Consider the following 20,374-nt stretch of genomic DNA (forward strand, 5'->3'; position numbering starts at 1 on the left):
CCCTGCCGCCGTTCAGTCTCCTGGCGTTTTATCAGCGAAAGAAGGAATCTCAGTATGAAACGCAAAACGATGATCGCTTTAGCCCTTCTCGGCGCCCTTGGCGCCACCCCGGCCGCCTGGGCCGTCGATTACCCGCTGCCTCCGGCCAACAGCCGGCTGATTGGCCAGAACCAGTACTGGACGGTTCAGGAGAGCGATCGCAACCTGCAGGCGATTGCCCGCCATTTCGATACCGCGGCGATGCTGATCCTTGAAGCCAACGATACCATCGCGCCGGTGCAGCCGAAGCCCGGGACCCAGGTGCTGATCCCTTCTCAGATGCTGCTGCCCGACGTGCCGCGGGAGGGGATTGTCGTCAACCTCGCGGAGCTGCGGCTGTACTACTTCCCGCCGGGAGAGAATCAGGTCCAGGTTTATCCCCTGGGCATCGGCCAGTTAGGGCTGGAAACGCCGGAGATGACCACCCGCGTCGGGCAGAAGATCCCTAACCCGACCTGGACACCGACCGCCGGCATCCGCGCGCGCTCGCTGGAGAAAGGGGTGACGCTCCCGGCGGTGGTGCCGGCCGGGCCGAATAACCCGCTGGGCCGCTATGCGCTGCGTCTGGCCTACGGTAACGGCGAATATCTCATCCACGGGACTAACGCGCCGGACAGCGTTGGGCTGCGCGTCAGCTCGGGCTGTATGCGGATGAACGCCGATGACATCAAGGCGCTGTTCAGTCAGGTGAAAACCGGGACGCCGGTGCGGATCATCAATCAGCCGGTGAAGTTTGCCGTCGAGCCGGATGGTAAACGTTATGTAGAGGTCCACAGGCCGCTGTCGCAGACGGAAGGGGAAAACACCCGGACCATCGCTTACACGCTGCCAGCGGCGTTTCACGCCTTCGCAGAGGATAAAGCAGTGGATGACCTGCAGCTGAAAAAAGCGATGTCGAGAAGGGCGGGCTATCCGGTGGTGGTATCGACGGGGGCGGGTAGCGCGGCGACGTCGCTGTCGGCGCAGAACAGTTCGTCTGACAACGGCCTTCTCACCCAGTAGCCCTCAGCGCGAGGGCAAAAAAAATGGCGCACAGAGTGCGCCATTTTTATTACCAGAACTCTTACTTACGGTAAGAGTGAGCCTGGTTGTCCAGACGCTGGTTAGCGCGAGCTGCGTCGTCTTTAGCAGCCTGAACGTCGGAACGCATTGCGTTCACGTCGTTGCTCAGCTGGTCAACTTTAGCGTTCAGAGTCTGAACGTCAGAAGACAGCTGATCGATTTTAGCATTGCTGGAGCAACCAGCCAGCAGAGTAGAACCCAGGATTACCGCGCCCAGTACCAGTTTAGTACGATTCATTATTAATACCCTCTAGATTGAGTTAATCTCCATGTAGCGTTACAAGTATTACACAAACTTTTTTGGGATGAGAATATTTTTTTTACCTGAACGCACTTATTTTTGATCGTTCGCTCAAAGAAGCATCGAATTGGTCAAAATCGCTGAAAAAGGCGAGTGAAAACAGCGCGCTTCCATCGGATTCATCTTAGATAATCTCTTATTAAATAGTAAATTCCGATTTGCATTTTTAATAGGAAGAGCTAGTCGATGAATAAAAAAAAGCGCCCCGAGAGGCGCTTTATTAAAAAAAAACCAATTAACCTGTAAATTATTACAGCACGTGCACGGAAGCGGTATTAGTGGTGCCGCTCGGGACTAATGCGCCAGAGACCATCACCACCACGTCGCCTTTGCGCGCGAGGCCGCTCTTCAGCGCCAGATCTTTACCCAGGTGATAGAAATCATCCGTAGAGGCAATCTCTTCCACCAGCTGCGGCACAACGCCCTTGCTCAGCACCAGCTGGCGAGCAGTGGTTTCGTTGGTGGTCAGCGCCAGGATGGTGGCATCCGGGAAGTATTTGCGCACAGCGCGTGCGGATTTACCGCCCTGGGTGGCGACCACGATCAGCGGCGCTTCCAGTTTCTCAGCGGTTTCTACCGCGCCGCGGCACACCGCTTCGGTGATGCGCAGTTTACGGTTGTCGTTGTTGAAATCCAGACGGCTGGTCATGACGCGGTCGGTACGTTCGCAGATGGTCGCCATGATGGTGACCGCTTCCAGCGGGTATTTACCTTTCGCCGATTCGCCGGACAGCATTACCGCATCGGTGCCGTCGAGGATGGCGTTGGCCACGTCGCCGGCTTCAGCGCGGGTCGGACGTGGGTTTTTGATCATGGAGTCCAGCATCTGGGTCGCGGTGATAACCACTTTGCGCGCGCGGATACATTTTTCGATGATCATTTTCTGCGCGAAGATAACTTCTTCAACCGGGATCTCAACGCCCATGTCGCCACGAGCAACCATGATGCCGTCAGAGGCTTCGAGGATTTCGTCGAAGTTGTTCAGGCCTTCCTGGTTTTCGATTTTGGAGATGATCTGGATGTTTTCGCCGCCGTGGGCTTTCAGGTGCTCACGGATCTCGACGACGTCGGAACGCTTACGGATGAAAGAGGCCGCGACGAAGTCCACGCCCTGTTCGCAACCGAAGATCAGGTCCTGTTTGTCTTTTTCCGCCAGCGCCGGCAGGGCGATAGAGACGCCCGGCAGGTTCACGCCTTTGTTCTCGCCAAGGTCGCCGTTGTTCAGCACTTTACAGATAACTTTGTTGCCTTCGATAGCGGTCACTTCCATGCCGATCAGGCCATCGTCCACCAGAACGGTGTTGCCGACGCTCAGGTCGGAGGTGAAGCCTTCATAGGTTACCGCAACGATTTCGCTGTTGCCGATGACCGATTTATCGGTGGTGAAGGTGAAAGTCTGGCCCGCTTTCAGGGAGACGTCGTTGCCGCCTTCCAGCTTGATGGTACGAATTTCCGGTCCTTTGGTGTCCAGCAGAATAGCGGCTTTCTTACCGGTTTTGCTCATCACATTGCGCAGGTTCTGGATGCGCTGACCGTGTTCCGCATAGTCACCGTGGGAGAAGTTCAGACGCATCACGTTCATGCCGGCTTCCAGCATTTTGGTCAGCATCTCTTCAGATTCGGTTTTCGGACCGATGGTGCAAACAATTTTGGTCTTTTTCATGACAGTTTTAGTCTTTAAGTTGTGAAGGATATGGAATTCTCGCTCCGCGGGCGCACTGCCGGGGAGCCAAACCTGTATTACGAAAGTTGCTAAGCCACGCCCTAAGGATAGGTGACAACCCCGAAGCGTGCAGAAGAATGTGTGCTGGCGGTTCAGCCCATGAAATGTGGCAAGGTGTTATGCGTTTTATCATGCAGTCCAATGCGCTGAAACCATTCAAGAAAGAATCGAAGCGCATTATACGCTGGCGAAATCAAAAAGGAAAATAAAAACCTCGTTTCAAATTATGGACAAAACGCGTAACAAAACCGGCACGTTATGCATAAAACTATGCAACACATTTTTTCAACAGGCGGGATGAAAAGGGGCGGCGGAAAGGGAATTTTCTCCCGTCATGAGGCGGTAAAATGCGCCATTGACCCGGTAACGGGAGGATGATTTGCGTTGCCGGAAAAATCTATCAATAATGATTTGATTGATAATGAGAAAATGCGAGCCAGACTCAATGGGAAATAAAGCGAAAGACGACGAGCTGTACCAGGAAATGTGCCGCGTGGTGGGCAAAGTGGTGCTGGAGATGCGTGACCTTGGCCAGGAGCCGAAACACATTGTCATCGCCGGCGTGCTGCGCACCTCGCTGGCGAACAGCAAAATCCAGCGTTCACCGCTCACCGAGGAGGCAATGGCGAAGGTCATTCACGCCCTCTCCGGACACTGACGCCTTTCGCCGGCGGGTCAGGAAATCACGAAGCGGACCACCGCCCGGACGGCAATGTCGCAGTGGTGGGCCACCATCGCTTCATCGTCAATGGCGGGCAGCGGATCGTCAAGGTACAGACTGCTGAAGGTGTAGAAATTCGACACCTGATAAAAGCTAAAGCTGCTGATTAACCGGTGCACATCGCGCGCTTCCAGCCCCGCCTGAAAGACCCCCTGCTGCTGGCCGCGCTGCAAAATGTCTTCCAGAATCGACAGGGCGGTACGATTCAGCGGCTTCAGCTCTCCCGAGGTCTTCAGCCACTTGCCGCGCTGCATGTTCTCCATGCAAATCACCCGCATATAGTCCGCGTGGGTGGCGTGATAGCGCACGCTCCAGCGCACCAGCCGCACCAGTGCCTCTACCGGCGGCACATTCTCCAGCCCCAGCTGCTGCTCGGTTTCGCGGATCCGCGCATACACATTCTGCAGCACCTCCTGATAGAGCTGCTCTTTGCTTTTGAAGTAGTAGACCACCATGCGCTTGGTGGTCTGCGCCTCGGTGGCGATCTGCTCCATGCGGGCGCCTGACAGCCCGTGTTCGGCAAAGACGGCGATAGCGGCGCTGAAGATCCGCTCCTTCAGCGATTGTGCTTCATCATGAGCAACGGCGGTCATGGCAACTCCTTTTTCTTGGGTGACAAAAAATACACATAATGATCACAATTTAGCAACCTGGTATGGCGCAAATGAACCAAATGATACATATTCAAGGCTCACGTCAGCTGTTGACCCGAGGACCTTATGCTGCGCTCTATCGCCACCGTTTCGATTTCCGGCACCCTGCCAGAGAAGCTGCACGCTATTGCGGCGGCGGGGTATCAGGGTGTGGAAATTTTCGAGAACGATCTGCTCTATTATACGGGGACGCCGGCGGAAATCCGCCAGCTGGCCGCCGATTTAGGGTTAAAAATCACGCTTTTTCAACCCTTTCGCGATTTTGAAGGCGCCAGCCGGGCGCAGTTTGCGGCCAATATGGCCCGCGCCAGACGCAAATTTGCGCTGATGCGCGAGCTGGGCTGCGACACGCTGCTGCTGTGCAGCAATGTGCAGCCGGACTGCTCGGCGGATAGCGAACTGCAGGTGGCGGACCTGCGGGCGCTGGCCACGCTGGCGGAAGAGGAGGGGATCGCTATCGGCTATGAGGCGCTGGCCTGGGGAACCCATGTGAACCGCTGGCAGCAGGCCTGGGAGCGGGTGCAGCGGGTGGACAGCCCGGCGCTGGGCCTGGTGCTCGACAGCTTCCATATCCTGGCCCGGGGCGACACCCTCGACGCGCTGCCATCGGTGCCGGTGGAGAAAATCACCTTCGTTCAGCTCGCCGATGCGCCGTATATGAAAATGGATCTCCTGGAGTGGAGTCGCCATTTCCGCTGCTTCCCCGGGCAGGGGGAGCTGCCGCTGGAGGCGTTTGCCGAGCAGATCACCCGCTGCGGCTATCGCGGCCCCTGGTCGCTGGAGATCTTTAATGACGGTTTTCGCGCCTCGCCGAACGGCGCGACGGCCAAAGATGGCTATCGTTCGCTGCTGTGGCTGGAGGAGCAGACTCGTCGCCGGCTCCCGGCGTGCGATGCCGATCTGTTTTCACCGCCGCCACCGCCGGTCTGTCACGGGCTGGAGTTTATCGAATTCGCCGCCAGAGTCGCCGAGGCGCAGCGCCTGGGGCAGCACCTGCAGGCGCTGGGTTTTCAGCACGAGGGAAGCCACCGCTCCAAACAGGTCACGCTGTGGCGCAACGGCGGGGCGCGGATCGTGATAAACCATCAGCCGCACAGCTGGGCCGATCACTTTTATCAACGCCACGGGGTATCGCTCTGCGCGATGGCGCTGCGGGTCGACAGCAGCGCGCCGATTGTCGCTCGCGCCCGCGCGCTGGGGTATGCCACCTGGCAGGGCGACGCCGGGCCGAACGAAACGCCGATCCCGGCGATCTGCGCCCCTGACGGCAGCCTGGTCTATCTCATCGACGCCGGGGAGGCGATCTACGAGCGCGACTTTCTCCTGCGCGATGGCGTGACGGTGCGCGAAGATTACCTCGGCATCGACCATCTGGCGCTGGGGATGGAAGCCGACAGCCGCGACAACTGGGTGATGTTCTTCCGCACGGTGTTTGGTTTTACGCTCGAACATGAGCAGACGCTGCCGGATCCCTATGGACTGGTGCGTAGTCTGGTGGTGCGCAGCCCGCAGGGGGAGATCCGCCTGGCGCTGAATATCTCCCAGAGCCGGGCGACGCAGATCGCCCGCTCGGTCGCCTGCTACCAGGGGACGGGGCTGCAGCATGCCGCCTTTGCCTGCCGCGATCTGCCGGCCACCTGCGACCAGCTCGCCGCGGTTGCCGATCATGCGCTGCCGATCCCGGCCAATTACTATGACGATCTGCTGGCGCGCTTTGGCGGCGAGCTGGACGCCGGGCAGCTCCAGCGGCGGCAGCTCCTCTACGACCGCGATCCGCAGGGCGGAGCGTTCCTGCATCTGTATACCCGGCCCTTCATCGCCGGGCGCTTCTTCTTTGAATTAACCGAACGACGGGCAGGCTACGCGCTCTATGGCGCGGCGAATGCGGCCGTCCGTCTGGCGGCGATGCAGTATTGTTAGCCTGAATCAAATGGTTCATTATGCCTGAAACACAATAACAACACCCTCTGTACCCGAGACAGGAACCGACTATGAGCTCATATAGCCCTAACCCGACGGCCGCCGCCCAGCCAGCCGTCACCGCGCGCCGCTCCCGGCGGCGCATCGGCATTCTTGCGCTGCTGGCCATCGGCACCATGATCAACTACCTCGATCGCACCGTGCTGGGGATCGCCGCCCCAAAGCTGACCGGTGAGCTGGGGATCGACCCTGCGCTCATGGGGATCCTCTTCTCCGCTTTCGCCTGGACCTACGCTCTGGCGCAGATCCCCGGCGGGCTGTTTCTCGACCGTTTTGGCAACAAAGTGACCTATTTTCTGTCGCTGACCCTGTGGTCGCTGTTTACCCTGTTCCACGGCATGGCGGTGGGGCTGAAGACGCTGCTGCTGTGCCGCTTCGGGCTTGGCGTCAGCGAAGCGCCGTGCTTTCCGGTGAACAGCCGGGTGGTCAGCGCCTGGTTCCCGCAGCAGGAGCGCGCGAAGGCCACGGCGGTGTACACCGTGGGGGAATACCTCGGGCTGGCCTGCTTTGCCCCGCTGCTGTTCTGGATCATGGACGGCTTCGGCTGGCGGGTGCTGTTCGTCAGCGTCGGCGTGGTCGGCATTCTGTTCGCCCTGGTGTGGTGGCGCTGCTACCGCGAACCGCATGAAGACCCTCGTCTCAGCCAGCAGGAGCGCGAGCATATCGAAAACGGCGGCGGCCTGAGCGCCCCAGCCGACCAGCAGGTGGCGTTCAGCTGGCCGCTGGTCCGCCAGCTGCTCAGCAAACGTCAGATCATCGGCGCCAGTATCGGCCAGTTTGCCGGCAACACGGTGCTGGTATTCTTTCTTACCTGGTTTCCCACCTGGCTGGCCACCGAACGCCATATGCCGTGGCTGAAGGTCGGTTTCTTTTCCATCCTGCCGTTTGTCGCCGCCGCCGGCGGGGTGATGTTTGGCGGCTGGATCTCCGACAAGCTGCTTAAAGCCACCGGGTCGGCCAATCTGGGGCGTAAGCTGCCGATCGTCGCCGGCCTGCTGATGGCCAGCTGCATCATCTCCGCCAACTGGCTGCAGAGCGACCTGGCGGTGATCCTGGTGATGTCGTTTGCCTTTTTTGGCCAGGGGATGGTGGGCCTCGGCTGGACGCTGATCTCCGACATCGCCCCGAAGGGGCTGGGCGGGCTCACCGGCGGCCTGTTCAACTTTTGCGCCAACCTCGCGGGTATCCTCACCCCATTGGTGATCGGCTTTATCGTCGCCGGGTTCGGCAATTTCTTCTACGCGTTGATCTACATCGGCGGCGCCGCGCTGCTGGGCGTGGCGGCCTATCTGTTTATCCTCGGCGACGTCAAACGTATCGAGTTATCGCAGTAAGCAAAGGAGCAAGGCATGGTGATTAGTGGGAATACGCGGCTGATAGCGCATCTTGGCTATCCGACCGCCAGTTTTAAGGCGCCGATGATCTACAACCCGTGGTTTGTCGACCAGCAGGTGGACGTGAAGGTGGTGCCAATGGGCGTCAGGCCGGAGGACTATGCCGCGTTTATTCCGCCGCTGTTTACGATGACCAATATCATCGGCGCGCTGGTGACGATGCCGCATAAAATCGCCACCTGCGATCTGGTGCAACGCCTGAGCCCGACGGCGGCTATCGCCGGCGCCTGCAACGCCATCCGTCGCGAGGCGGACGGCAGCCTCTCCGGGGACATGTTCGATGGCGACGGCTTTGTGCTGGGCCTGCGCCGTAAGGGATTTCAGCCTGAGGGGACGCGGGCGCTGGTGGTCGGCAGCGGCGGGGTGGGGTCGGCTATCGCCGCCTCCCTTGCGGCTGCAGGGGTCAGCGCCCTGACCCTGTACGATACCCGTCCCGAGGTGGCGCACGCTCTCGCTGGACGGCTGCATCAGCACTATCCCCAGCTCGATATCACTCTGATGCAGCACGATCCTGCCGGACACGAACTGGTGGTCAACGCCACGCCGCTGGGGATGAAGGTCAGCGATCCGCTGCCGCTGGACGTTGACCGTCTGGCGCCAGGCACCTGGGTGGGGGAGGTGGTGATGACCCAGGAGTATACTCCGCTGCTGAGAGCCGCCCAGGCGCGACAGTGCCACATCCAGCGCGGGACCGACATGCTGTTTGAAATGATCCCTGCCTATCTGCGCTTTTTCGACCTGCCGGTAGCCACCCCCGAACAGCTGCGGGCGCTGGCGGAAATTCGCTACTGACGCGACGCCCCTCCGGCCGCACCGCGCAGTGTGGCCGGGTTTATCATCACGTTATCTGCAGGCGGTTTCTCACACGCCAGCGGACGTTCAGGGCATTTCGTACCACACTTCTTCATCCTCCATGCGGGCTTCTATCTGGCCCGCCACCCTCTGCAGCGCGGAGAGATGCTTCTGCGCCGCCTGCTCAATGGTCATGGCGCTGGCGATATAGACCAGGTTGAGGCAGCCGATGACCCGCTGCTGGCTGCAGACCGGCACAGCGATAGAGGCGATTTTCTCCTCCTGCCGCCAGCCGCGGAAATTTTCGCCATAGCCGTTCTGGCGGGTGCGGGCGAGGATCGCCGCCAGCCGTTCCGGTTCGCGAGCCAGCTGATATTCCGCTTCCGGACGGGCGGCCAGCATGCTGAGAATGGCGTCGCGCTCCGCGTCGGGGGCAAAGGCCAGCCACGTCAGACCGGAGGCGGTGAGCAGCAGCGGCAGTCGCCGTCCGACCATCGCCCGGTGAAACGACAGCCGACTGAAGCGGTGGGTGGTTTCGCGCACCACCATGGCGTCGACGTCGAGGGTGGTGATATCCGTCGGCCACTGGACCTCGCGCAGCAGTTCCCCGAGCAGCGGCGTGGCGAGGGCAGAAATCCAATGTTCGTCACGAAATCCGTCGCTCAGCTGGCGGACGTTAATGGTCAGACGAAAGCTGTCATCGGAGCGGCTGCGGCGGACAAAACCTTCCTCCTGCAGCGTCTCCAGCAGCCGGCGCACGGTGGTGCGATGCAGGCCGCTAAACTCCGCCAGCAGGCCGGGCGTCGCGCCGCCGTCGAATTTATTTAACAATTTTAATAACAATAAACCCCGGCTTAATCCGCGCACCGTTTTGTACTCAGTGGCCCCATCATCACGCATAAATCCTTCCTTAAAATCCTTTATAAACAGCGATGTGCACCTGGTGCACATTCAGCGATGTTTTGATTGTAGCCGAAAACACCCGCCCTATACTCAGCCCATTATAAAAATACGTTTACACATGATTAACAAATTGCCTGTCAGCCGGGCAGTTTCCGAGTCGTGAGGTCGCTAAGAATGACAACATCTACACCCGATATTCAACCCGCCGTGCAGCATACCGCCCAGGTCGCCATTGCCGGCGCCGGTCCGGTAGGCCTGATGATGGCCAACTACCTTGGCCAGATGGGCATCAGCGTGCTGCTGGTGGAAAAGCTCGACAAACTGATCGATTACCCGCGGGCCATCGGTATTGACGATGAATCGCTGCGGGCGATGCAGGCGGTGGGGCTGGTGGATGACGTGCTGCCGCACACCACGCCGTGGCACGCCATGCGCTTTCTGACCCCGAAGGGCCGCTGCTTTGCCGACATCCAGCCGATGACCGATGAGTTTGGCTGGTCGCGGCGCAATGCCTTTATTCAGCCGCAGGTGGATGCGGTGATGTATCACGGCCTGCAGCGTTTCCCGCAGGTCCGTTGCCTCTTCTCCCGCGAGGTGGAAGCCTTTAGCCAGAGCAGTGACAGTGTCACGTTAAATATCAAAGGACCGGACGGCGAGCGGGAGACAGTGCGCGCTGACTGGCTGGTGGCCTGCGACGGCGGCGCCAGCTTTATTCGCCGCACGCTGAACGTCCCTTTCGAAGGCAAGACCGCGCCGAACCAGTGGATCGTCATCGATATCGCCAACGATCCGCTGGCCACCCCGCACGTCTACCTGTGCTGCGACCCGGTGCGGCCCTACGTTTCCGCCGCGCTGCCCCACGGCGTGCGCCGCTTTGAATTTATGGTGATGCCCGGGGAAACCGAAGCCCAGCTCAGCGAGCCGCACAATATGCGCCGTCTGCTGAGCAAAGTGCTGCCGGACCCGGATCGCGTCGAGCTGATCCGCCAGCGGGTCTACACCCATAACGCGCGCCTTGCCGAGCGCTTTCGCATTGACCGGGTGCTGCTGGCCGGCGACGCCGCGCACATCATGCCGGTCTGGCAGGGCCAGGGATACAACAGCGGCATGCGTGACGCCTTCAACCTGGCGTGGAAGCTGGCGCTGGTGGTCAACGGCAAAGCGGGAGAGGCGCTGCTTGACAGCTACCAGCAGGAGCGTCGCGACCACGCGAAGGCGATGATTGACCTGTCGGTCACCGCCGGTCACGTGCTGGCGCCGCCGAAGCGCTGGCAGGGCGCGGCGCGCGATGGCCTCTCCTGGCTGCTGAACTACCTGCCGCCGGTGAAACGTTACTTCCTCGAAATGCGCTTTAAGCCGATGCCGCAGTATCGCGAAGGGGCGCTGCTGACCGACGGCGCAGGCAAAGCCTCGCCGGTGGGCAAAATGTTTATTCAACCGCAGGTGACGCTGGAGAACGGCGAGAGTCTCCTGCTCGATGAGGTTATCGGAGCGAATTTCGCCATTATCGGCTGGGGCTGCAACCCGCAGTGGGGGCTCGACGCCGGGCAGATCGCCCGCTGGCGCGCGATAGGGGTGCGCTTTATCCAGGTCGTGCCGGAGGTGCAGATCCATCGCGAGCAGGATAACGCCCCGGGCACGCTGCGGGTGGGGGATAAGCAAAACCGTCTGAAGAGCTGGTTTGCGCAACATAACACAGCCATCGCCGTGGTCAGGCCGGACCGCTTTGTCGCCGCTCTCGCTATCCCGCAAACCCTCGGCGCGCAGCTGACCGCCCTGGCGGAAAAAATGACCCTTGCGGCCGGGTTACCGGCCACGCTGAAGAGAAGGTGGCCTGATATGCATGCCTATTTACACTGCCTGTCGCACACCCCGCTGGTGGGATTCGTTGACCCGGAGCAGGCGGTCCTCGATGAGGTGAACGGGGTGATTGCCGACGCCCGGCGGCGGATCGCTGAATTCGATCCCGAGCTGGTGGTGCTCTTCGCCCCCGATCACTACAACGGTTTTTTCTATGACGTGATGCCGCCGTTCTGCCTGGGCGTCGGCGCCACCGCCATCGGCGACTTCGCCAGCGCCGCCGGCGACCTGCCGGTGCCCACCGAGCTGGCGGAAGCCTGCGCCCACGCCGTGATCAACAGCGGTATCGACCTGGCGGTGTCGTACAACATGCAGGTGGACCATGGCTTCGCCCAGCCGCTGGAGTTTTTGCTGGGTGGGCTGGATCGCCTGCCGGTGCTGCCGGTGTTTATTAACGGCGTCGCCGCGCCGCTGCCGGGGTTTCAACGCACCCGGCTGCTGGGCGAGGCGATGGGCCGCTTCCTCAACACCCTCAATAAGCGGGTGCTGATCCTCGGCTCTGGCGGGCTTTCGCACCAGCCGCCGGTGCCGGAGCTGGCGAAGGCGGACGCCCATCTGCGCGACCGCCTGCTCGGCAGCGGCAAACAGCTGCCGCCGGACGAACGCGAGCTGCGCCAGCAGCGGGTGATCAGCGCCGCCCGACGGTTTACCGAAGACCAGCGCTCGCTCCATCCCCTCAACCCGGTCTGGGACAACCGCTTTATGAGCCTGCTGGAGCAGGGGCGGCTGAGCGAACTGGACGCGATCGGCAACGACGAGCTGTCGGCGATGGCCGGCAAATCGACGCACGAAATTAAGACCTGGGTGGCCGCCTTTGCCGCGCTATCCGCTTTTGGCCGCTGGCGCAGCGAAGGCCGCTATTACCGGCCGATCCCCGAGTGGATCGCCGGATTCGGCTCGCTGAGCGCCACCACCGAGATTTGATTAACCGGGAGACTAACATGAGCTATCAACCGCAAACCGAAGACGCCACCAGCCGATTCCTCAACGTCGACGAGGGAGGCCGCACGCTGCGCATCCATATCAATGACTGCGGCGACGGGGAAGAGACCGTGGTGATGCTGCACGGCTCCGGGCCGGGGGCCACCGGCTGGGCCAACTTCAGCCGCAACATTGACCCGCTGGTCGAGGCGGGCTATCGCGTGCTGCTCCTGGACTGTCCGGGGTGGGGGAAGAGCGATTCGATCGTCAACAGCGGTTCGCGTTCGGATCTCAACGCCCGCATTTTGAAAAGCGTGGTCGATCAGCTGGGGATCGATAAAGTCCATCTGCTGGGCAACTCGATGGGCGGTCACAGCGCGGTGGCCTTCACCCTGAGCTGGCCGGAGCGGGTGGCGAAGCTGGTGCTGATGGGCGGGGGAACCGGCGGCATGAGCCTGTTTACGCCGATGCCGACGGAGGGCATCAAACTGCTGAACGCCCTGTACCGCGAGCCGACCATTGAAAACCTGAAGAAGATGATGAGCATTTTCGTCTTCGACACCCGTGACCTCACCGACGCGCTGTTCGAGGCGCGGCTGAACAATATGCTGTCGCGCCGCGACCATCTGGACAACTTCGTCAAGAGCCTCGAAGCCAACCCGAAACAATTCCCTGACTTTGGCCCGCGGCTCGGCGAGATCGCTGCGCAAACTCTCATCGTCTGGGGACGCAATGACCGCTTCGTGCCGATGGACGCCGGACTACGCCTGCTCGCCGGGATCGCCGGCTCTGAGCTGCATATTTACCGCGACTGCGGCCACTGGGCGCAGTGGGAACATGCCGACAGTTTTAATCAGCTGGTGCTCAATTTCCTCGCACGGGCTTAAGGAGTGATGATGACTATTTCTCTTGACGCGCTGGCGCAACAGTTGCGCGACGCCGAACGAACCGGCCAGGCGATCGCCCCGCTGCGCGATATCCTCGGCGTCGACAACGCCGACGCCGCCTACGCTATCCAGCGCCTGAACGTGCAGCACCATGTGGCCCATGGCCGACGGGTGGTGGGCCGCAAGGTGGGCCTGACCCATCCCAAAGTGCAGCAGCAGCTGGGGGTCAACCAGCCGGATTTCGGCACCCTGTTTGCCGACATGTGCTACGGCGACAACGCCGATGTGCCGTTTGGCCGCGTGCTGCAGCCCAAGGTGGAGGCCGAGATCGCCCTGGTGCTGAAACATGATCTGCCCCATGCCGATACCACTTTTGATGAGCTGTATAACGCCATCGAATGGGTGCTGCCGGCGCTGGAGGTGGTGGGCAGCCGCATTCGCGACTGGTCAATCGGCTTTGTCGACACCGTCGCCGATAACGCCTCCTGCGGCCTGTACGTCATCGGCGGCCCGGCGCAGCGACCGGCGGGTCTGGATCTGAAAGCGTGCGCCATGGAGATGACCCGCAACCAGGAGCTGGTCTCCAGCGGCCGGGGCAGCGAGTGCCTGGGGCATCCGCTGAACGCCGCGGTGTGGCTGGCGCGCAAGATGGCCAGCCTCGGCGAACCGCTGCGGGCGGGGGATATCGTGCTGACCGGGGCGTTAGGCCCGATGGTGGCGATTAACGAGGGGGACAGCTTTGTCGCCCATATTGAAGGTATTGGCTCAGTCGCGGCACGCTTCGTCGCCGCCGGAGAAGGACATCGTGATGCGTAAACGTAAAGTCGCCATTATCGGCTCCGGCAATATCGGCACCGATTTAATGATTAAAATTCTGCGCCACGGCCAGCAACTGGAGATGGCGGTGATGGTCGGCATCGATCCGCAGTCGGATGGCCTGGCCCGCGCCCGGCGCATGGGCGTCGCGACCACCCACGAAGGGGTCGGCGGCCTGATGCAGATGGCGGAGTTTGCCGATATCGACTTTGTCTTCGACGCCACCAGCGCCGGCGCGCACGTCAAAAACGATGCCGCGCTGCGCGAAGCGAAGCCAGGGATCCGCGTCATCGACCTGACGCCGGCGGCGATTGGCCCGTACTGCGTGCCGGTGGTCAACCTTGAGGCCAATCTCCACCAGGGCAACGTCAATATGGTGACCTGCGGCGGGCAGGCCACCATCCCGATGGTCGCCGCGGTCTCGCGGGTGGCGAAGGTGCATTACGCGGAGATCGTGGCCTCCATCGCCAGTCAATCCGCCGGGCCGGGGACGCGAGCGAATATTGACGAATTCACTGAAACCACCTCGCAGGCGATTGAAAAGGTCGGCGGCGCGGGCAAGGGCAAGGCGATTATCGTGCTGAACCCGGCGGAGCCGCCGCTGATGATGCGCGATACCGTGTATGTGCTGAGCGAGATGGCGTCCCAGGAGGCGATTGCCGCCTCGATCGCCGAGATGGCGGCTGCGGTGCAGGCTTACGTGCCTGGCTACCGGCTGAAGCAGCAGGTGCAGTTTGAGGTTATCCCCGAGGATAATCCGGTCAACCTGCCCGGCGTGGGCCGTTTTTCCGGACTGAAAACCGCGGTTTACCTCGAAGTGGAAGGGGCGGCGCACTATCTGCCGGCGTACGCCGGCAACCTCGATATTATGACCTCGGCGGCGCTGGCGACGGCGGAGAAAATGGCCGGGGCAATGAACAGCGCGGCGGGAGCGACAGCATGAACGGTAAAAAACTCTACATTTCGGATGTGACGCTGCGCGATGGTATGCATGCGATTCGTCACCAGTATTCCCTGGCGCAGGTGCAGCAGATTGCCGGCGCGCTGGATAAGGCGGGGGTGGACTCCATCGAAGTCGCCCACGGCGATGGGCTACAGGGATCGAGCTTCAACTACGGCTTTGGCGCCCACAGCGATATCGCCTGGATTGAAGCGGCGGCGGAGGCGGTCAGCCAGGCGAAAATCGCCACCTTGCTGCTGCCGGGCATCGGCACCCTGCACGACCTGAAAGCCGCGTATCAGGCCGGGGCGCGGGTGGTGCGGGTCGCCACCCACTGCAGCGAAGCGGACGTCGCGGCGCAGCATATTGCCTTTGCCCGCGAGCTGGGGATGGACACCGTCGGTTTTCTGATGATGAGCCATATGATCTCCCCGCAGGCGCTGGCGCAGCAAGCGCTGAAGATGGAATCCTATGGGGCGACCTGCATCTACGTTGTGGATTCCGGCGGAGCGATGAACATGAACGACATTCGCGATCGCTTCCGCGCGCTGAAGGCGGTGCTGAAGCCGGAGACCGCCACCGGGATGCATGCCCACCATAACCTGAGCCTCGGGGTGGCTAACTCTATCGCCGCGGTGGAAGAGGGCTGCGACCGGATCGACGCCAGCCTGGCCGGGATGGGGGCGGGGGCGGGCAATGCGCCGCTGGAGGTATTTATTGCCGCCGCCGACAAGCTCGGCTGGCGGCATGGCACCGACCTCTACGCGCTGATGAATGCCGCCGACGAGCTGGTGCGGCCGCTGCAGGACCGCCCGGTGCGCGTCGACCGCGAAACGCTGGCGCTGGGATACGCCGGGGTCTACTCCAGCTTCCTGCGCCACAGCGAAGCGGCGGCGGCGCGCTATGGCCTCAGCGCGGTGGATATTCTCGTCGAGCTGGGCAAACGGCGGATGGTCGGCGGCCAGGAGGATATGATCGTCGACGTCGCGCTGGATCTGCTTAACCGCCAAAAATAACAACGGGCGGCTGACAATGTATCAGCCGCCCATCACCTGCTCCGCTTGTCCGGCTATCGCAAAGGTACCCTATGACCAAGATAACGACCGCAAACTCCTCGCGCCTGGTGGTCACCATCGGGCTCTGTTTTATGGTGGCCCTGATGGAGGGGCTGGATCTGCAGGCGGCGGGGATCGCCGCCGTCGGCATGGCGCAGGCCTTTGCGCTGGATAAAATGCAGATGGGCTGGATCTTCAGCGCCGGGATCCTCGGCCTGCTGCCCGGCGCGCTGGTGGGCGGCATGCTGGCGGACCGCCACGGGCGCAAACGCATCCTGCTGGGCTCGGTGCTGCTGTTTGGCCTGTTCTCGCTGGCCACCGCGGTGGCCTGGAGCTTCCCGACGCTGCTGCTGGCGCGCCTGCTCACCGGCGTCGGGCTGGGGGCGGCATTGCCGAACCTGATTGCCTTAACCTCGGAAGCCGCTGGCCCGCGTTTTCGCGGCCGGGCGGTGAGCCTGATGTACTGCGGGGTGCCCATTGGCGCCGCGCTGGCGGCGGCGCTGGGGTTCTCTGGCCTTGCCGCGGCCTGGCAGACCATCTTCTGGATTGGCGGCGTGGTTCCGCTGCTGCTGATCCCGCTGCTGATGCGCTGGCTGCCGGAATCGCAGGCGTTTCAACGCGTGGAGACCAGCGTGCCGCTGCGCACCCTGTTTGCCCCGGGGCATGCCGCTGCCACGCTGCTGCTGTGGCTGGGCTATTTCTTCACTCTGCTGGTGGTTTATATGCTGATCAACTGGCTGCCGATGCTGCTGGTAGGCCAGGGATTCAGCGCCAGCCAGGCGGCGGGGGTGATGTTCTCTCTGCAGATCGGCGCCGCCTGCGGCACCCTGCTGCTGGGGGCGCTGATGGATAAGCTTACTCCGTTGCGCATGTCGCTGCTGATATACAGCGGCATTCTGGCGTCGCTGCTGGCGCTGGGCAGCGCGTCGTCGCTGAGCGGGATGCTGCTGGCGGGGTTTGTCGCCGGGCTGTTCGCCACCGGCGGCCAGAGCGTGCTCTACGCGCTGGCGCCGCTCTTCTATCCCGCGGCGATCCGCGCTACCGGGGTCGGCACCGCCGTGGCGGTGGGACGCCTGGGGGCGATGAGCGGTCCGCTGCTGGCCGGCAAGATGCTGGCCCTCGGCACCGGCACCGTCGGGGTGATGGCGGCCTCAGCGCCGGGCATTGTGCTGGCCGGCGTGGCGGTGTTCTGGCTGATGCATCGCCAGCAGCGCGCGGCCATTGTCTGAAGCCTGTCCGGCGGTCCGGCGAAAAAATGCCGGGCCGCCGCCTTGCCTCTGCGCGTGCCCTGGCCTAAGGTAAGACATCATTCTCTGTCGCTTATCGTCTCTATGGCTTACCGCTCCCGCTTGCTCGACGCTATCCCTGGCATCCGCCACGCGTTTCTGGATGTCCACGAAACCGCCGCCTTTCCCTATGCCGAAATGGCGCCGGTGAAGCTGGTCCATGGCAATGAGGTTCATCATTATCAGCAGCCGCTGCCGACGCGCCCGCATGCCGACGCGGTGTTTACCGCCGTCGCCGGGCAAAAGGTGGGGGTGGTAACCGCCGACTGCCTGCCGATACTGATCGCCTCGCGCGACGGTCGCTTCATCTGCAGCGTGCATGCCGGCTGGCAGGGGCTGGCCAGCGGCATTATCGACAACAGTCTGGCGACTTTTCGCCAGCAGGGGGAGGCGCTGGCCGATCTGGTCATCGCCGTGGGGCCGCATATTCACCCTTGCTGTTACGAAGTCTCCGCCGGATTTTATCAGCAACTGCTGGACCAGCCCGGCGGTGACCGGGTGGCCCGGCACCGCCAGCGGCTGTTCCATTCCCGTTCTGGTCCGGTCAGCGATCCGCTCAAAGCCGCGGCGCGCGGCAGCGATAATCTGTGGTTTGATCTGCGCGCTTTCGCTGAAGCGATCTTCGCAGAGGCGGGGGTGGCGTCAACGAGCGTTGAATGGCTGGGGAGCTGCACCTATTGCACGCCGCAGTCGCTGGGCTCCTACCGGCGCCGGACCCATTTTCCGGCGCCGAAGAGCTTTCAGTACTCGTGGATCATGCGTGAGGCCTGAGTCGCGCTGGCGTTAGATCACCCGAAAACCATGGGTGCCGTCGCGGGCCAGCTGATCCACCAGGCCGTACTCCCACTCCAGATAGGCCTGCATGGCCTCTGCGGAATTATCGGTCCCTTCATAGGGTCGGCGATAGCGATCCCGGCGCTCGACAGCGAGGCCGGCGTCGCCATGGGCCAGCGGCAGACCGGCGGCGATCCACGCCAGCGTCCCGCCGCGCAATACCTGTACCGGCTTACCGGTTAAGGCTGCCACCTCGGGCGCCGCGTAGCGGGCCAGCAGGCTGCTGCCGCAGGTCACCACGTAACGTTGAGCGGGAGGGATCGCTTCCAGGGCCTGGCGCAGCTGCGAGCGCGTCAGCCACCACGCGCCGGGGATATGGCGGGCGACAAAGTTGGCGCTGGTGGTGAAATCGAGCACCACCGTACCGGGGTCGTCCAGCTGTTGCGCCAGCTGCGCCGGGCTTATCTCCTCCCCCTGCGGGGCGGGGGGCACTTCGGCGGCTGGTACCCCGCGCTCGCTCAGCTGGCTGGCCGACAGGGCGTTCAGCCGCGCCGTCTCCCAGCCCATCTGCGCCAGCCACGAGCCGGTTATCGCCGCCCGGACGCCATCGTCATCCAGCAGCACCATTCGCGCCCCTCGTACGCTGGCGAAGTGATCGGTCTCCTGCACCAGCTGGCCGCCTGGCGCGCTCAGGCTGCCAGGATAGTGGCCCGCCGCGTACTCCTCAGGGCTGCGCACATCAAACAGGAAGGTGGTGCGGTCGCTCTGCTGCAGCCAGCGTTGCAGGGTCGCCTCATCAATGACCGCCACCCCGGCCCGTTCGGCGAGATGCGCCACCTCGGCGGCCCGGGCGCCAGAGGCGCGGGCGGAGGGATCGTATTGCCGCTGCTGCTGGTGCGCCAGCGTCTGGCCGGCCAGCGTCCAGCCGATAGTGCCATTGCGCAGGGCATGGACCGGGTTCGGCACGCCGGCGTTGATCAGCGACTGGGTGCCGATGATGCTGCGGGTGCGTCCGGCGCAGTTGACGATCACCGGCGTTTGCGGGGAGGGCGTCAGGCTCTCCACCCGCAGGGCCAGCTCGCCGCCGGGCACGCTGATGCTGCCGGGGATGCTCATGGTCTGGTACTCGTCGAAGCGCCGGGCGTCGACGATCACCACCTCCTGCCGGCTGTCGATGAGCGCCTGAACCTCCCGGGCGCTGAGCGACGGCGTGTGACGCACGCTTTCCACCAGCTCGCCAAAGGCTTTACTGGCGGAGTTGACGTCCTGAAACAGCTCGCCGCCGCTGCGGCGCCAGCCGGCGAGACCCTCGGCCAGCAGGGCCACATCCTGATAGCCCCAGGTCCGCAGTCGTTCGACGGCGATCTCCGCCAGCCCTTCGCCATTGTCGTAGACGGTGATCGGGGTGGTGAAGCGCGGTATCCGCCGGCGCACCTCCAGCTCCAGTTTGCTGAGCGGCAGATTGACGGCAAACAGCGGATGAGCGGTGGCGAAATCGGCCTCTTCACGGACGTCGATGAGCGCCAGTTCACGACGGTCGAGCAGCGCCTGGCGGATCCCGGCGGCCTGTCGGTAAGCGTAAGTGGACATAATGGTTATCCTTGGTGTTCGCGGGAGGGATCCCAGATGTTGGGCACATGGCGGTTGGCGTAGCCGGAGATAAACGGTTTTTGCTGGCCTTCCGGGGTATACACCGCGCGCTTCACCGCGCCGATGTTGCCGCCGTAAACATGAATGCTGATGGAGACGCGATCCGCCAGCGCATTGCTGACGCGATGAATATCGCCATCGTCAACGGAGACTTTCTCCACCTGACCTGCCTGCAGGAGCGTGGCGGCGCCCAGCGGCCGCGGTATGCCTTCTGCATCCAGCTGGTAGCGTTGATTCTCCTCCGCGCCGCGCAGCATACCAATGGCCCCCCATACCCGGTGGTCATGGATCGGCGTCGCCTGTCCCGGCCCCCAGACGAAGCTGACGATCGAGAAGCGCTCCCCGGAGTCGGCATGCAGCAGATACTGCTGGTAATGGTGCGGGTGCGGCAGGGTGTACTCTTCCGGCAGCCAGTCGTCGTGACGTACCAGCGCCGCCAGCCGTTGGGCCACGGCGTCAAGCAGCGGCGCGGTCTGGTGGTGTTCACGGTGCAGGCGATCAACCTCATGAATAAAATGGCGTAATTTTTCCAGTCGTGGTCCAGTCATGTGCGGTTCCTGTCAGAGGGACTGGTCAAAACGCTAACAGAGGCGTTAATATTATTTAAATGCAATTTA

Annotated in this window: 19 protein-coding genes and 1 pseudogene; 14 read left to right on the top strand and 6 right to left on the bottom strand. The window is 62.4% G+C overall.

The genetic code is table 11. The features are described 5' to 3' along the window. The first annotated feature begins 54 nt into the window (after nt 1-54). The gene (locus ABLV04_RS10065) at nt 55-1,041 is read left to right on the top strand and encodes a L,D-transpeptidase family protein (RefSeq protein WP_023290072.1); all 987 of its coding nucleotides are present in this window, start codon (nt 55-57) and stop codon (nt 1,039-1,041) included. A gap of 61 nt (nt 1,042-1,102) precedes the next feature. Here the strand turns inward: ABLV04_RS10065 and ABLV04_RS10070 are convergent, their stop codons facing one another. Further along, nucleotides 1,103-1,339: a major outer membrane lipoprotein gene (locus tag ABLV04_RS10070; protein ID WP_002908860.1), complete on the bottom strand. Its 237-nt coding sequence runs from the start codon at nt 1,337-1,339 to the stop codon at nt 1,103-1,105. Nucleotides 1,340-1,652: 313 nt separating this feature from the next. Next, entirely contained in the window at nt 1,653-3,065 is a 1,413-nt protein-coding gene (gene pykF, locus ABLV04_RS10075; RefSeq protein WP_023290071.1) for a pyruvate kinase PykF, read from the bottom strand. A gap of 137 nt (nt 3,066-3,202) precedes the next feature. Between pykF and ABLV04_RS10080 the strand changes: the two genes are divergently transcribed. Both ABLV04_RS10080 and fumD read left to right on the top strand, forming a co-directional pair. Next, nucleotides 3,203-3,334, top strand: coding sequence for a hypothetical protein (locus tag ABLV04_RS10080; RefSeq protein ID WP_032428887.1), 132 nt, complete (start codon nt 3,203-3,205; stop codon nt 3,332-3,334). Nucleotides 3,335-3,570: 236 nt separating this feature from the next. After that, nucleotides 3,571-3,783: a fumarate hydratase FumD gene (gene fumD / locus ABLV04_RS10085; protein ID WP_004203074.1), complete on the top strand. Its 213-nt coding sequence runs from the start codon at nt 3,571-3,573 to the stop codon at nt 3,781-3,783. A gap of 17 nt (nt 3,784-3,800) precedes the next feature. Here the strand turns inward: fumD and ABLV04_RS10090 are convergent, their stop codons facing one another. Then, nucleotides 3,801-4,439: a TetR/AcrR family transcriptional regulator gene (locus ABLV04_RS10090; RefSeq protein ID WP_348815659.1), complete on the bottom strand. Its 639-nt coding sequence runs from the start codon at nt 4,437-4,439 to the stop codon at nt 3,801-3,803. A gap of 126 nt (nt 4,440-4,565) precedes the next feature. Between ABLV04_RS10090 and ABLV04_RS10095 the strand changes: the two genes are divergently transcribed. The 3 genes from ABLV04_RS10095 to ABLV04_RS10105 all read left to right on the top strand — a co-directional run bounded on the left by ABLV04_RS10095 (nt 4,566) and on the right by ABLV04_RS10105 (nt 8,665). Next, nucleotides 4,566-6,419: a TIM barrel protein gene (locus ABLV04_RS10095; RefSeq protein ID WP_348815660.1), complete on the top strand. Its 1,854-nt coding sequence runs from the start codon at nt 4,566-4,568 to the stop codon at nt 6,417-6,419. A gap of 71 nt (nt 6,420-6,490) precedes the next feature. Then, nucleotides 6,491-7,813, top strand: a complete 1,323-nt coding sequence (locus ABLV04_RS10100) for an MFS transporter (protein WP_023290068.1) — start codon at nt 6,491-6,493, stop codon at nt 7,811-7,813. Between the two features lie 15 nt (nt 7,814-7,828). Further along, the gene (locus tag ABLV04_RS10105) at nt 7,829-8,665 is read left to right on the top strand and encodes a shikimate dehydrogenase (RefSeq protein WP_032453232.1); all 837 of its coding nucleotides are present in this window, start codon (nt 7,829-7,831) and stop codon (nt 8,663-8,665) included. Between the two features lie 87 nt (nt 8,666-8,752). On the opposite strand, the gene ABLV04_RS10110 is transcribed toward ABLV04_RS10105, so the two are convergent. Further along, a complete protein-coding gene (locus ABLV04_RS10110; protein ID WP_023290066.1) occupies nt 8,753-9,565 on the bottom strand; it encodes a DNA-binding transcriptional regulator in 813 nt (270 codons plus the stop codon). A 177-nt stretch (nt 9,566-9,742) separates the two neighbouring features. On the opposite strand from ABLV04_RS10110, the pseudogene ABLV04_RS10115 reads away from it, so the two are divergent. From ABLV04_RS10115 to ABLV04_RS10150, 8 genes and pseudogenes are all read left to right on the top strand, one after another. After that, nucleotides 9,743-11,406: pseudogene (locus tag ABLV04_RS10115) on the top strand (bifunctional 3-(3-hydroxy-phenyl)propionate/3-hydroxycinnamic acid hydroxylase). A 1-nt stretch (nt 11,407) separates the two neighbouring features. Then, the gene (gene mhpB / locus ABLV04_RS10120; RefSeq protein ID WP_023290064.1) at nt 11,408-12,352 is read left to right on the top strand and encodes a 2,3-dihydroxyphenylpropionate/2,3-dihydroxicinnamic acid 1,2-dioxygenase; all 945 of its coding nucleotides are present in this window, start codon (nt 11,408-11,410) and stop codon (nt 12,350-12,352) included. A gap of 17 nt (nt 12,353-12,369) precedes the next feature. Continuing rightward, nucleotides 12,370-13,236, top strand: a complete 867-nt coding sequence (mhpC, locus tag ABLV04_RS10125; protein WP_048297720.1) for a 2-hydroxy-6-oxonona-2,4-dienedioate hydrolase — start codon at nt 12,370-12,372, stop codon at nt 13,234-13,236. A 9-nt stretch (nt 13,237-13,245) separates the two neighbouring features. Then, nucleotides 13,246-14,052 (top strand): 2-keto-4-pentenoate hydratase, encoded by an 807-nt coding sequence (gene mhpD, locus ABLV04_RS10130; RefSeq protein ID WP_180265601.1) that lies wholly within the window; start codon nt 13,246-13,248, stop codon nt 14,050-14,052. Beyond that, a complete protein-coding gene (mhpF, locus tag ABLV04_RS10135) occupies nt 14,045-14,995 on the top strand; it encodes an acetaldehyde dehydrogenase (protein WP_032453227.1) in 951 nt (316 codons plus the stop codon). Before mhpD ends, mhpF begins: the two co-directional genes overlap by 8 nt. Next, complete coding sequence (gene mhpE / locus ABLV04_RS10140; RefSeq protein ID WP_032453226.1) at nt 14,992-16,008, top strand: 4-hydroxy-2-oxovalerate aldolase; 1,017 nt, start codon at nt 14,992-14,994, stop codon at nt 16,006-16,008. Before mhpF ends, mhpE begins: the two co-directional genes overlap by 4 nt. 71 nt (nt 16,009-16,079) lie before the next feature. Next, nucleotides 16,080-17,276: a 3-(3-hydroxy-phenyl)propionate transporter MhpT gene (gene mhpT / locus ABLV04_RS10145; RefSeq protein WP_048297717.1), complete on the top strand. Its 1,197-nt coding sequence runs from the start codon at nt 16,080-16,082 to the stop codon at nt 17,274-17,276. Between the two features lie 102 nt (nt 17,277-17,378). Then, complete coding sequence (locus ABLV04_RS10150) at nt 17,379-18,104, top strand: polyphenol oxidase family protein (RefSeq protein ID WP_180265602.1); 726 nt, start codon at nt 17,379-17,381, stop codon at nt 18,102-18,104. Nucleotides 18,105-18,116: 12 nt separating this feature from the next. On the opposite strand, the gene ABLV04_RS10155 is transcribed toward ABLV04_RS10150, so the two are convergent. Next, nucleotides 18,117-19,697: a rhodanese homology domain-containing protein gene (locus ABLV04_RS10155; RefSeq protein WP_180263502.1), complete on the bottom strand. Its 1,581-nt coding sequence runs from the start codon at nt 19,695-19,697 to the stop codon at nt 18,117-18,119. 5 nt (nt 19,698-19,702) lie between these two features. Beyond that, complete coding sequence (locus ABLV04_RS10160) at nt 19,703-20,305, bottom strand: cysteine dioxygenase (protein ID WP_117128979.1); 603 nt, start codon at nt 20,303-20,305, stop codon at nt 19,703-19,705. Nucleotides 20,306-20,374: the final 69 nt, after the last annotated feature.

This window comes from Klebsiella sp. JN_Kp127 (assembly GCF_040062505.1).
Classification (GTDB): domain Bacteria; phylum Pseudomonadota; class Gammaproteobacteria; order Enterobacterales; family Enterobacteriaceae; genus Klebsiella; species Klebsiella quasipneumoniae.